This is a genomic window from Limosilactobacillus reuteri, from assembly GCF_034259105.1.
Classification (GTDB): domain Bacteria; phylum Bacillota; class Bacilli; order Lactobacillales; family Lactobacillaceae; genus Limosilactobacillus; species Limosilactobacillus reuteri_G.
In genome coordinates this window covers 1,169,034-1,181,982 of the sequence record NZ_CP139478.1, presented here as the reverse complement: position 1 = coordinate 1,181,982, position 12,949 = coordinate 1,169,034, and the positions used below count along the sequence as shown (strand labels likewise).

Sequence of the window (12,949 nt, the reverse complement as noted above, 5' to 3'; positions counted from 1 at the left end):
TAATCAGTCATGGCTGAGACAGATATTGAGTCATTAATTCGTAGTTTAGTTATTCCGCTATTGAAGCAGCCACAGGCATTGTCAATTACCCAAAAAGATGATGGACGTTACCATCGTTATATAATTGATGTTGCTCCCAATGATGTTGGCCGTCTAATTGGTCGACAGGGACATGTTGCCGCAGCATTGCGAACAATAGTCGAGGGTACTCAATCTCGATGGGCTAACTCTAAGCGAGTCCGGTTATTAATTAATGACCATCGTCACTAAATTTAAAACTCCCACACTAATCTGTGGGAGTTTTTGTCTTTTCAGGAGGAATTTATGGAATATTATAATGTTGGTAAAATTGTAAATACTCATGGTGTTCGCGGAGAAGTGCGCGTATTAGCAACTACTGATTTTATTGATGAACGATTTGCCAAAGGAAATACCTTGTACTTACAACAATCAGGCGAGCCTTTACCATTGACAATTGAAAGTACGCGGCAACACAAGGGCTTTGTTCTTGTTAAGTTTGTCGGCTACGATAATATCAATGATGTTGAACAATTCCGTGATCATGAATTAATGGTCAGTGCTGATGATCAACAGCCCTTAGACGATGGTCAATATTATTATCACCAGATTATTGGATTAGACGTTGAAACAACAGATGGCCGTCACCTGGGGAAAATTAAGGAAATTCTATCTCCTGGTGCGAATGATGTGTGGGTTGTTGAACGCCCAGAAAAACGGGATTTGTTATTACCAGTGATTGATGATGTTGTTAAAAACGTTGATCTTGATAAGAATCTTGTAACAGTCGAATTAATGGAAGGACTTGAATAATGAGGATTGATATTTTAAGCTTGTTCCCCAATATGTTTCAAGCAACAATGGGGGAATCCATTATCGGTAAGGCACAAGATAATGGATTTATCGACATTAATGTGACCGATTTTCGTCAATATACTACCGATAAGCATAATCATGTTGACGATACTCCATTTGGTGGCGGAGCGGGGATGCTTCTTCAAGCGCAACCGATTTTTGACGCAATGGATGCAATTCATGAACAAACGAAAGATCAGTATTCAAAGGGACGGGTTATTTTAATGGATCCCGCTGGTCGAAAGTTTGATCAAACCTACGCCAAAGAGTTAGCCCAAGAAGATCACTTAACATTTATTTGTGGTCATTATGAAGGATATGATGAACGAATCCGTAATTTAGTCACCGATGAAGCATCTCTTGGTGACTATGTGTTAACAGGCGGGGAATTAGCAGCGATGGTGATGATTGATGCGACCGTCCGCTTTGTTCCTGGTGTCCTCGGCAACATGTCTTCACCAATGGGAGATTCATTTAGTAACGGTTTGCTAGAATATCCGCAATATACACGTCCGGCAGATTTTCGGGGAATGAAGGTACCGGAAGTTCTTACGAGTGGAAATCATCAAAAAATTAAAGAATGGCGGATGCGTGAATCGCTACGACGGACTCTTCACCGTCGACCAGACCTTTTAAAAACCGCTAAGCTCAGTCGGGAACAACAACTAATGTTAGAAGATATTAAGCTGGATGAAGATCCAACTGTTCCAGACTAAGGTGACGTGAATGAAAAAATTAATTAAACGATTATTTCTTAAGCAAAATCCGCGCGTTTATGAAGAAAAGGATGCGCAATTAACTCCTAGTTTACGAACAAGAGACTTAATTGGACTAGGAACTGGGATGGTAGTGGGCACGGCTATATTTACTTTGCCAGGGATTGTTGCCGCTGAGCATACCGGTCCTGCAGTTCCATTGGCCTTCATTGTAGCCGCAATTGGTGCAGGATTATCGGCATTAGCTTATGCGGAAACGTCTTCGGTACTGCCTTTTGCTGGTTCTGCTTTTTCCTGGATCAATGTTTTGTTTGGTGAATTCTTTGGCTGGATTGCTGGCTGGGCCCTTTTAGCTGAGTATTTTATTTCAGTCGCCTTTGTTGCGTCTGGGTGGTCAGCTTATATGCAAGGCTTTCTCGGCAGCTTTGGGATTAATTTGCCCCATGCTTTAACTGGTGGCTTTGATCCACATACAGGGTCTTATATTGATATTCTGGCCGCCTTTGCAATTCTAATCGTTGGAATCTTAATTTCCCGCGGTGTCCATCAGGTTAGCCGGATTGAAAATATTATTGTTAGTGTAAAGTTATTGGTTATTTTAATGTTTATCGTTGTGGGCGCAACTGCAATTCATCCCCAAAACTATGTCCCATTTCTCCCCGCTCATCAACCAGGTACCACTTTTGGAGGCTGGCAGGGGATATTAGCTGGGACTGCGCAAATCTTTATTGCCTATGTCGGCTTTGATGCGATTGCGGCTAATACAGCTGAAACGATTAACCCGGAAAAGACAATGCCACGAGGATTGATCGGGACACTCTTACTAGGAACAGGCTTCTTTATTGCAGTTTCGCTCGTATTAGTGGGGATGTTTAAATATAGCCGTTATGCAAATAATGCGGAACCAGCAGCCTGGGCTTTAAGGCAGTCTGGACACTATATTACGGCGAACTTGCTTTCTGTTGTTGCGATTGTTGGTATTTTCTCGGCATTAATCGCAATTCTCTTAGCTTCCTCTCGACTAATCTATGCTTTTGGACGGGATGGGTTATTACCAAAATCACTCGGACAAATCGATGATAAACACGTCCCTAATCATGCATTATGGATGATTACTTTCTTGGCTATGATCTTGGGTTCTGTTTTCCCATTTACGTTCTTGGCAACCCTTGTTTCTGCGGGAACCCTGGTCGCATTTATCTTTGTTTCTCTGGGAATCTATGCCTTGCGTCCGCGGGAAGGGGTAGATTTACCCGAAGCTCAGTTTAAGATGCCGTTATATCCAGTACTTCCAGCGATTTCGGCGATCTTTTCAGCTGTGATCTTCTGGGGCCTAAATACTGATGCGAAAATTTTAATGGTTGGTTGGTTTGTGATTGGTTTGTTAATTTACTTTATCTATGGGATTCGTCATTCAATCATTAATAAAGAAACCCACTAATTTACCCTTGAAAGACAGTCGAAAACAATGTATAGTAGTTATTGGCTGTTTAGCTGTGAATAACGGTATTCCGCTGCCCGTCATACAGGACATGAATGTCGGCGAAAGGAAAGAAATATATTATGCGTCAAAATAAGTTAATCGAAAAGATTACTGCTAGTCAATTACGGGATGATATTCCAGAATTCCGTGCCGGTGATACTGTTCGTGTTCACGCTCGGATCGTTGAAGGTTCACGTGAACGTATCCAAATGTTCGAAGGTGTTGTTATCAAGCGCCACGGTGCTGGTATCAGTGCTACTTACACTGTACGTAAGATCAGTAACGGTGTAGGTGTTGAACGTACTTTCCCAGTTCACTCACCACGTGTTGACAAGATTGATGTTCTTCGTTACGGTCGTGTACGTCGTGCTAAGCTTTACTACTTACGTGAACGTACTGGTAAGGCTACTCGTATCGCTGAACGTCGTCGCGACAACTAGTAGTGCAGAACCCTTGTGTATCAAGGGTTCTTTTTTGTTTTAAATTAAAAAACTCACCACAATCATGATTGCAGTGAGTAGTCAAAGTAAATTAATTTAAAAAAACATTTTTCATCAATTGGGAGGGGAGATTTTGATAGGTAGTGAGTTCGGTGATTGATTTAGTTCTTTAAATCGAAAAAGTCTACCATTTCTTTAAGGCTGCGATCTTCTTTTGAACGACCTTTATTAATAACGGCTGTTTGAATTTGGTGATAGAAAGTAAGCGCTTCTTCGTATGCTTCCTTGTAAACCCTTAATTTATCTTCAGTGGTAAGATCAGGTGAACTTTGCACACAAGCTAAAGCAAACTTAGCAGGGTCGATTCGATACTTGGTTAAGTCCATTTGTTTCACTTCCTTCCCTTAGCAATAATTATAACAGCGGTAATTGATAAATACTGTTAAGAAGGCTTGCGTGAAATTTTCTTATTGCGTAGCTAGTTTTTTTATCATATAGTTAAGACTAGAATTATCACTTGATGAGGTGACTGTGATGAATTACGAGGAGCTATTTCAAAAAATTGATAAGTGGGCGCATGAACGCGGGATTGACCACGCGGATCCACGTGTCGAATTTATGAAGATGGCAGAAGAGCTTGGCGAACTTTCGAGTGCGTATAATAAGGAAAATCAGACTAAGCTTATCGACAGCATCGGTGACTTACAGATTGCACTGCTAATCTTTTGTAAATTAGTGGGCGTTGACCATCAACAAGCGCTTACTGCTGCTTATCAAGAAATTGCAAAGCGAACGGGTAAGACAACTGCCGATGGGGTATTCATCAAAGAAAGCGACCTTAGATCAAGAAATAAAAAGTCATGTGGTAATAAGTCAAGATGAAATTATCACTGACGAACTTGTTTTGACCAGATTTTTGACGCACTTAAATAAGCCTTGATACCAAGGTGTTTTAAAAATTAAGCGTCGAGAATCAAGTTATCTTCCTATACCAATTACCTCTTCTCCTGATAGATTTGATGATTTTTGAGTAGGAAGAAAATCACCCTGATAAGTTTACGTGCGGTAAGAACGAGGGCGCGTTTTGATGGTGTATGCTTCACTTCTTTATATTTACGCTGATAATACTCGCCAAAAACTGGATCCTGAATTCTAACGCGGTTGGCAGCTTCAACCAGATAGTATCTAAGATAAGCATTGCCAGTTCTTTTGAGTGGAGTGTTGTCACTAGCGTAACCTCCGGACTGCTTTTCTCGCCAGGAAAGCCCAGCGTACTTAGCTAGCTTAGCTTCATTATCAAATCGGTTAATTTGACCAATTTCGGCTAAGATACCAGCAGCGTATACTGGTCCAATTCCGGGAATTGAACGCAGAACTTCTTCCTCCTTACCGATGACTTTCGTTACTTCTTCAATTGCCTTGTCGAGGTCTTTAATCATTTTCTGAAAAGCTTTAATTTCCTCGGCATAAACTGAGAGAACAGTATCAACCGAATTAGCAATTACCTTGTCTAAACGATAAGAAGCGCGAACTGCTTTTTGAATCGTTTTTGCCAAGGCTTCAGGGTTCGCGAAGCGACCCCGACCGTGTTCATTCAGGTAATCAGCTAAATCATTAATTGAAATGTTAAGTAAGTCATCAGTGGTCATATCTTCGGTTAACAGACTCATCATCGTCGAACCAAAGACGGAGGTATTAAGTTCATCAGAAATCACTAGTTTATTGAGCTTATAATATAAATTCTCAATAAAGTGTTGCTTGGCGCGAACTAAGCTTTGAACAAGCTCATACCGGGAACGCGTTAATCGTTGCAGGGCAATATAGTTTTCTTGGCGAACAATCCCTGTTGAATAACGTCCAACACGTAAGAAGTCCGCAATATAAAAAGCATCAATTTGGTCATTTTTATCTTCAGCGAAGACATCATGATACCGCTTAGTTTTCTTGGGATCGATGACTACTGATTGCGTATTAAGTTTTTTGAGGTCAGCGTCTTCTTGAAAAAACATTGCGGGGTGAAAACTGTAAATGGAAGTAGCTTCCATGCCAATCACAACTTGGTCGAGATGATTTGAATTCGCCGTGTTAATAATAATGGTTTTTAATTCGGTTGCGCCTTTCAAATCATTAACAAAGTTACCTTGAAAAACAACATCACATGTTTCTTCAGAAATCATTGAAGTGACTAAATCTTTTGAGCTAACGTCAATACCGACAAAAAGTTTCATTGGAATGGCCTCCTTTCATTAAAATTTACTGGTCTTAATCTGATCACTGCATGATAGCCCCTAATTACAATCACTAAAAACATCCTCGCAAGTATCAGTATTCATTGGTTAGAGAGTCAAAGCTGCACCTAATCCTACTCTGAATTAGCAAACTTTCTAATCGATACAGCATGTGAGTTCGAAAATCAGTTGATTGTCTGGGCGGCAGACTTTTTAAGTAGTTAAAACTACAGGAGAAAATAACCTATACCAGCTGACCAAAGCCAATGATAATTAGAGGTTATCATGCGGTGACCAGAAAACAAGTTGTAATGTAACAAAATCCGTAAGGATATATTTATAGAATACGAGGAGAAATAGCTGTGAAATTTATTTCGTGGAACATTGACTCAATTAATGCAGCACTAACTGGAACTTCCGTACGGGCAGGGGAAACGCGGGAAGTATTGAAAAAGATTGCAGCGATGAAGCCAGATGTCATCGCCATTCAAGAGACCAAGCTGTCAAAGAATGGGCCAACTAAAAAGCATTTGACGGTTTTACAAGAATTATTCCCCAATTATGAAGTGGCATGGCGAAGTTCCGTTGAGCCAGCACGGAAAGGGTATGCTGGGACCATGTATCTTTATTTAGCCCAATATAAGCCGAAAGTAACTTATCCTAAAATTAATGCGCCAGAACCAATGGATGATGAAGGAAGAATCATTACCCTTGAATTTCCAGACTTCTATGTTACGGAAGTATATACGCCAAATTCTGGCAACGGGCTTAAACGCTTAGATGAGCGGCAAACATGGGATGATTGTTACCGGGACTACTTGCATGAACTTGACCAGCAAAAACCGGTGATTGCTAGTGGTGATTTTAATGTTGCTCATGAGGAGATTGATTTGGCTCATCCAGCAACCAACCATCATTCAGCTGGCTTTACTGATGAAGAACGTACACATTTCTCAAAACTATTAGCTGCTGGCTTTACTGATAGTTTCCGTCACCTCCACCCTGACGAAAAGGGAGTTTATTCCTGGTGGGCACAACGAGTAATTACTAGTAAACAAAATAACTCTGGCTGGAGAATTGATTACTGGTTAGTCAGTGATCGTCTTGCTGATAAGATTATAGAAGCGGGGATGATCGATAGTGGAGAACGTCGCGATCATACGCCAATTATTCTAGAAATCGATCTTTAAATGAAAATAAGAGATTTGGAACACCAACTTTGTCCCAAATCTCTTATTTTGTTATTTATCCCAAATAATGTGGTGGTTAACATTCTTGGCAGTGTGGCCAATTACTTTTCCATTCAAGTAAACAGTAGTTGGACAACCCTTTTGAATGTCTTTTTCAGATAACTTCTTAAGGTCGTTGTCTGCTAATGTGCCATACACACCATTTTGCAAATCTTGAATCAAAAGTGAACGACGGGCTTTAGGCAATTGATAAATGTCATCATTAACGTTAATTTTAATCTTATTGTCCCGCGAATAGGTAATATCCTTGATTGAAGAAAAGCCTTTGAATGTTTTGTCATTCTGTTCATATTGTTGACAATTTCCTAAATAATCAGCGATATAACGATTAGCTAAATCATTCTTTTCCTTTGTCATCTCAGCAGCATAGGCAACACTGGTTGATTGGAAAAAGGTAGTGCTAAGTCCAGTACTAGTTCCAACAGTGATACCAGCAAGAGCGAGTACAAGGCCCTTAGAAACTTTATTCATAATATAAATCTCCTCATCAATAAATCTCGTCCTCTTAATTATGATCATTTTAAGGAAAATAAACAAGGGAAAATAATTAAGAATAAGATTAGTAGATTGAATTATCCTTCCTATCTTCAAACTAGTGTATAATATTTACTAAACCCATTACTAAAAGAGGTGAAAAATGATGGCGACAATTAAAGAAATTGCGGAAAAATCAGGATATTCACCAGCAACGGTATCGCGCCTTTTGAATAATGACCAAAATTTATCGATCAGTCCAAGCACCCGCAATAAGATCATGACGGTGGCTAATGAGCTTGGCTATTGGAACAACCACAAGAAAAACTCTCAGCAGCAACCAATCCGTCCTAATCTTGCTCTATTGTATCGGGTAAGCGGTAAAGAACAACTGCAAGATGAATATTTTGCGTTTTTGCGCAATGCAATTATTAAAGAAGTCGATGAGGTGGGAGCGCAGGTTGAAATCTTTAGTAATATCAAGGATTTGATTGCGGCGGCTGATTCGTTCCAAGGATTTATTGGCGTGGGTGCGGACCGGGTAACGCAGGACCAGCTTATCGAACTTCATCAATACTTACCACATGGGGTTTTTGTTGATATAAATCCGATGCCACAATTATTTGATTCCGTTCAGCCCAACCTTGAATTAACGATTCAGGATGCTCTCCATCGCCTCGCCGAAGCAGGTTATGAACGAATTGGTTTCATTGGTGGAAAAGGACTTAATCTCAATAACATCCAACAAGCTGATGCCCGTGAAATCGCCTTTCGTGAATTTACAGGGATGCAAGGGATAAAAGAAGCGCCATTATATGTGGACGGACCATTTAATGTTAAAAACGGTTATCAACTTGGTAAACGGGTTCTTGAACAAAGCGGTGGTAAATTACCGGAAGCCTTTATTATTGCCTCTGATACGTTAAGTGTTGGTGTTCTCCAGGCTTTTAATGAAGCAGGGGTAATTGTGCCACGTGATACTGTCGTGATTAGCATCAATAACAGTGAAGTTGCTAAGTATGTTTCACCGCCGTTAACGTCCTACAATATCAACCAAGAAACGCTTAGTCGGATGGCGATTAACCTTCTCCAAGATTTAATAACCCATCCCCAGCGTCCGCACGTTCATCTGACAGTAAATACCAATATTGTTTTTCGTAAAAGCTTTCCCAAAGAAAATAAGTAGCTAATCAGTATTCGTATCAGCGATTCACGGATTAGCTACTTTTTTATATCTTCGCTAGTAATGAATTTACTTTTTAAATAAATGTTTACTAAAATCAGCTAAAGAATTATAATATATTTGTAAGCGATTACAGAAAGCTGTAGTTTGGAGGTTATAAATATGACACATAGCCATAAGCTCACGGGGAAGCAGCTTATTTCTCGTGCTTCGTTTTGCTTTGGTAACTTAGGACACTCTGCATTTTATGGGGTAATGAGTACTTACTTTATTATCTTTGTAACAAGCGGAATGTTCGCGGGACTAAGCAAAACGGTTGCTAATAAACTAATTGGGTTGATTACTGGTTTGATTGTTTCTGTCCGGATTTTGGAATTATTAATTGATCCGCTGTTAGGAAATATTGTTGATAATACTAAAACTCGGTGGGGAAAATTCAAGCCGTGGATTTTAATGGGAAATATCGTTAGTGCGATTCCGCTATTAATCCTCTTTACCGGAATCTTTGGCTTAGCAAAATATAATTGGGTTCTTTTTGCCATTTTATTTGTTATTATTTTCATTACGTTTGATATTTTCTACTCATTTTCTGATGTTTCGTATTGGGGAATGGTGCCCGCTTTAAGTGAAGATTCTGAAGAGCGGGGCGTTTATACCGCTCTCGGTGCCTTTGCGGGAACACTTGGTTGGAATGGATTAACGATTATCGTGGTACCGATTGTAACGACCTTTACTTATTTAGCTACAGGCCATCATCGGCAGGGGCCTGCTGGTTGGTTTGCCTTTGCTGCCATTATTTCGGCATTAGCTGTTATCTGTGCCTTGGTTGTTTGTGTTGGGACGAAAGAAAATTACAATGTGATCCGTAAGTCTGCCCAGGATAAGACAACTATTCGGGAAGTTTTTTCAGCAATTTTTCACAATGACCAAATCTTATGGCCAAGTTTGGCATATTTACTTTATTCATGTGCCTATGTTGTAACTAATGGTGTCCTTTTCTACCTTTACAAGTTTGTTATTGGTAAACCTGGTGAATTCTGGATTGTTGGGGTCATCGCTACGATTATTGGTTTCTGTACTAGTCCTCTTTATCCTATTTTGAATAAATTTATTCCACGAAAATGGCTATTCATTGGTGGCCAAGTCTGCATGAGTTTAGCATATTTAATCTTTATTTTTGCCCGCTCTAATGTTTTAATGATGGACTTTGGATTGGTCTTGTTTAACATTAATTTTGCCCAATTGGTAACAGTTTTAACATTAACGGATGCAATTGAATATGGCCAATTAAATTCTGGTCAACGAAATGAAGCGGTTGTTCTTGCTATGCGACCAATGATTGATAAATTAACAGGGGCGATCTCAAATGGCCTTGTCGGTTATATCGCAATCGCAGCCGGAATGACGGGGAGCGTGACTGCTGCTGACATGACAGGTCATGATATTCGGACTTTCGATAGTATGGCATTCTATATCCCGCTGGCATTAGCTGTTTTGTCAATTTTTGTCTTTCTTTTTAAGGTGAAATTGAGTGAAGAAGTTCATGCGGAAGTAGTTGAAGAATTAAAGGATAAATTAGCACAAGGAGAATTGACAAGTGAAGTGTCGACATCATCGACTGGTCTTAAAGAAGAAACGATTTATGCCCCAACAGATGGCGAATTAGTTGCAATGAAAGAAGTCGTCGATCGTGATGGTCAACCGTTCCCCGGAAAGGGCTTTGCGATTAGGCCAACTAGCGATAAATTGTACGCCCCATTTGACGGGAAGATTAACTTTACGTTTGGCACCCGTCATGCGTTTGGTATTACTTCTGACAAGGGATTAGAAATGATTGTTCATATTGGTGTCGGGACTGTGAACATGCGTGGTGAAGGCTTCAATGCCCATTATAGTGACGGTCAAATCGTTAAAAAGGGTCAGCTACTCTTTGATTTTGATCGTGAATTGATTAAACAAAGCGGGTATGAAGACTGGGTAATTACTTTCTTTGCGCAACCGCATAATATTGAAGCAGCTAATGGCTTTACTCCCGGAAAGACCGTTAAACATGGTGATAAGGTAGTAACAGTAGAATTTAAATAAGGTGAGAAAATGATAAAGTGAGAATTACCTCATTTCTTATATGGTGGCGACTATAATCCAGAACAGTGGCCAGAAGAAACGTGGGCTGAAGATATTAAAGTATTTAAACAGGCAGATATAAATTCCGCCACGATCAATGTTTTTTCATGGGCCTTGCTTGAACCGCAGGAGGAAAAATACGATTTTACCAAGCTTGATAAGATTATCAAAGAATTAACGGCAGCTGATTTTGACATTGTTCTTGCTACCTCAACTGCAGCGATGCCTGCTTGGATGTTCAAAAAATATCCAGATGTTGCGCGGGTCGACTACCAAGGACGCCGCCATGTATTTGGTGCCCGGCATAACTTTTGCCCAAGTAGTAAAAATTACCGGCGCTTAGCGAAAAATCTTGTTGAACAGCTTGCTAAAAGGTATGGCGATAATCCGCATATTGTTGCTTGGCATGTTAACAATGAATATGGTGGCAATTGTTATTGTGAAGAATGCCAAACAGAATTTCAGCAATGGTTGAAGGCACGCTATCAAACCTTAGATAATCTTAATCATGCATGGAATATGAATGTGTGGAGTCATACAATTTATGACTGGGATGAGATTGTTGTGCCTAATGATCTTGGTGATGCATGGGGCCCAGAAGGATCGGAAACAATTGTCGCCGGACTTTCAGTTGATTATTTGTGGTTCCAATCGACCCAAATGCTTGATTTATTTAAGATGGAAAAGCAAATCATCGAAAAATATGATCCAACAACCTTAGTCACTACTAACTTTCATAGTCTGCCAAATAAAATGATTGATTATCAGCAGTGGGCGAGTGCGCAAGACATCATATCATATGATAGTTATCCGGCTTATGATGCACCGGTTTATCAGCCAGCATTCTTATATGATTTGATGCGTTCTTTAAAACACTAGCCGTTTATGCTGATGGAATCAACGCCATCACAAGTTAACTGGCAACCATATAGCCCGTTAAAACGTCCAGGACAGATGGCGGCCACTGAATTACAGGCAGTTGCGCATGGTGCGGATACCGTTCAATTTTTCCAGTTGAAGCAGGCACTGGGCGGATCAGAAAAGTTTCATGGTGCCGTGATTAGTCATGCTAATCGTACTGATACCCGGGCATTTAAGGAAGTGGCAAAATTAGGTCATGATTTAAGAAAAGTGGGCCCGGTTATTAAGAATTCTCAGACTAAAGCGCGGGTGGCTCTTATCTTTGACTGGAGTAATTTCTGGTCCTTTGAGTATGTCGATGGGATTACCCAGGCCCTAAAATATGTACCAATTATTCTTGATTATTACCGGCAATTTTATGAACTGAATATTCCAACTGATGTAATTTCGGTTGATGATGATTTTAGTCAGTATGATCTTATAGTCGCCCCCGTTCTTTACATGGTTAAGGATGGCTTAGGGCAAAAAATTACGGATTATGTTGCTAGCGGTGGTAATTTTATTACTAGTTTTATGTCCGGAATGGTAAATGGATCCGATAATATCTATCCGGGCGGTTATCCTGGCCCATTAAAAGAGGTAATGGGACTGTGGGTTGAAGAGAGCGATGCAATCCTCCCTAATAAAGATGTTAAATTAGCAATGACGACCGGGGATGAATTAACGGGACATTTAATAGCAGATTTAATTCGCCTTAAAGGCGCTCATGTCCTGGCTAAATACGCTAGTGAATTTTATGCTGGGACTCCCGCGGTAACCGAGAATACCTATTCAAAGGGGAAAACATGGTATGTCGGTAGTCGCCTTGACCATGCTAGTCTCCGTAAGATCATTATGCATATTGTTGATGATGTGCACCTTTCCGCGTTAGTTAAAGAGCCAACAGAACTGGAGATAACAAAACGCCTAAATTCAGCAGGTCAGGATATTTACTTTGTCCTTAATATGGGAAAGGGTAAACAACCATTACCAGTAGAATTTCAAAAGGGTTATCGAGACCTTTTGACTGGTGATTTTCCTGAAACGATGCTTGATTCGTGGGATGTTGAGATTTTGGTTTAAGAATAAAAAAACAGCTAAGGGAGCGAGACAGAAGTCACTTGTGACTTCGTTTTTCGACGCGAAGCTAGCCTCTGGGAGCCCCCGCAAGCAACAATAGGCCTCCAACGTTCGGTTTTACCGGGCGTTGGAGGCCATTGTTGTACTGCGCTATTTGTCTTTTATGAAAGTAACTTGACTTATGTCACAGTCCCTAAC

At 40.3% G+C, this 12,949-nt stretch carries 12 protein-coding genes and 1 pseudogene; 10 read left to right on the top strand and 3 right to left on the bottom strand.

The window, feature by feature from the left end; all coding sequences use genetic code 11:
• The first annotated feature begins 9 nt into the window (after positions 1-9).
• From SH603_RS06675 to rplS, 5 genes are all read left to right on the top strand, one after another.
• Positions 10-270, top strand: coding sequence for a KH domain-containing protein (locus SH603_RS06675; RefSeq protein WP_321533699.1), 261 nt, complete (start codon positions 10-12; stop codon positions 268-270).
• 54 nt (positions 271-324) lie between these two features.
• Positions 325-831 (top strand): ribosome maturation factor RimM, encoded by a 507-nt coding sequence (gene rimM / locus SH603_RS06670; protein WP_003663814.1) that lies wholly within the window; start codon positions 325-327, stop codon positions 829-831.
• Positions 831-1,589, top strand: coding sequence for a tRNA (guanosine(37)-N1)-methyltransferase TrmD (gene trmD / locus SH603_RS06665; protein ID WP_321533698.1), 759 nt, complete (start codon positions 831-833; stop codon positions 1,587-1,589). Before rimM ends, trmD begins: the two co-directional genes overlap by 1 nt.
• A gap of 10 nt (positions 1,590-1,599) precedes the next feature.
• Positions 1,600-3,030 (top strand): APC family permease, encoded by a 1,431-nt coding sequence (locus tag SH603_RS06660; protein WP_169471775.1) that lies wholly within the window; start codon positions 1,600-1,602, stop codon positions 3,028-3,030.
• Positions 3,031-3,152: 122 nt separating this feature from the next.
• Positions 3,153-3,512 carry a 50S ribosomal protein L19 gene (rplS, locus tag SH603_RS06655; protein WP_003675625.1) on the top strand — a complete coding sequence of 120 codons (360 nt, stop codon included), beginning with the start codon at positions 3,153-3,155 and terminating at the stop codon, positions 3,510-3,512.
• A 161-nt stretch (positions 3,513-3,673) separates the two neighbouring features.
• Here the strand turns inward: rplS and SH603_RS06650 are convergent, their stop codons facing one another.
• Complete coding sequence (locus SH603_RS06650) at positions 3,674-3,898, bottom strand: hypothetical protein (protein ID WP_169472647.1); 225 nt, start codon at positions 3,896-3,898, stop codon at positions 3,674-3,676.
• Between the two features lie 148 nt (positions 3,899-4,046).
• Between SH603_RS06650 and SH603_RS06645 the strand changes: the two genes are divergently transcribed.
• A complete protein-coding gene (locus SH603_RS06645; protein ID WP_169471261.1) occupies positions 4,047-4,394 on the top strand; it encodes a MazG-like family protein in 348 nt (115 codons plus the stop codon).
• 113 nt (positions 4,395-4,507) lie between these two features.
• Here SH603_RS06645 and SH603_RS06640 read toward each other — a convergent pair whose 3' ends face one another.
• Positions 4,508-5,740, bottom strand: coding sequence for an IS110 family transposase (locus tag SH603_RS06640; RefSeq protein ID WP_169495554.1), 1,233 nt, complete (start codon positions 5,738-5,740; stop codon positions 4,508-4,510).
• Positions 5,741-6,102: 362 nt separating this feature from the next.
• Here SH603_RS06640 and SH603_RS06635 point away from each other — a divergent pair, with 362 nt between their 5' ends.
• On the top strand, positions 6,103-6,930 hold the full coding sequence (locus SH603_RS06635; RefSeq protein ID WP_169473384.1) for an exodeoxyribonuclease III: 828 nt from the start codon (positions 6,103-6,105) through the stop codon (positions 6,928-6,930).
• 51 nt (positions 6,931-6,981) lie between these two features.
• Here the strand turns inward: SH603_RS06635 and SH603_RS06630 are convergent, their stop codons facing one another.
• A complete protein-coding gene (locus tag SH603_RS06630) occupies positions 6,982-7,461 on the bottom strand; it encodes a hypothetical protein (protein WP_321533697.1) in 480 nt (159 codons plus the stop codon).
• Between the two features lie 169 nt (positions 7,462-7,630).
• Between SH603_RS06630 and SH603_RS06625 the strand changes: the two genes are divergently transcribed.
• The 3 genes and pseudogenes from SH603_RS06625 to SH603_RS06615 form a co-directional block, all read left to right on the top strand.
• A complete protein-coding gene (locus SH603_RS06625) occupies positions 7,631-8,650 on the top strand; it encodes a LacI family DNA-binding transcriptional regulator (protein WP_169473380.1) in 1,020 nt (339 codons plus the stop codon).
• A 159-nt stretch (positions 8,651-8,809) separates the two neighbouring features.
• Positions 8,810-10,732, top strand: a complete 1,923-nt coding sequence (locus SH603_RS06620) for a glycoside-pentoside-hexuronide (GPH):cation symporter (RefSeq protein WP_321533696.1) — start codon at positions 8,810-8,812, stop codon at positions 10,730-10,732.
• A gap of 21 nt (positions 10,733-10,753) precedes the next feature.
• Positions 10,754-12,754 (top strand): annotated as a pseudogene (locus SH603_RS06615) (beta-galactosidase); the annotation flags it as partial.
• Positions 12,755-12,949: the final 195 nt, after the last annotated feature.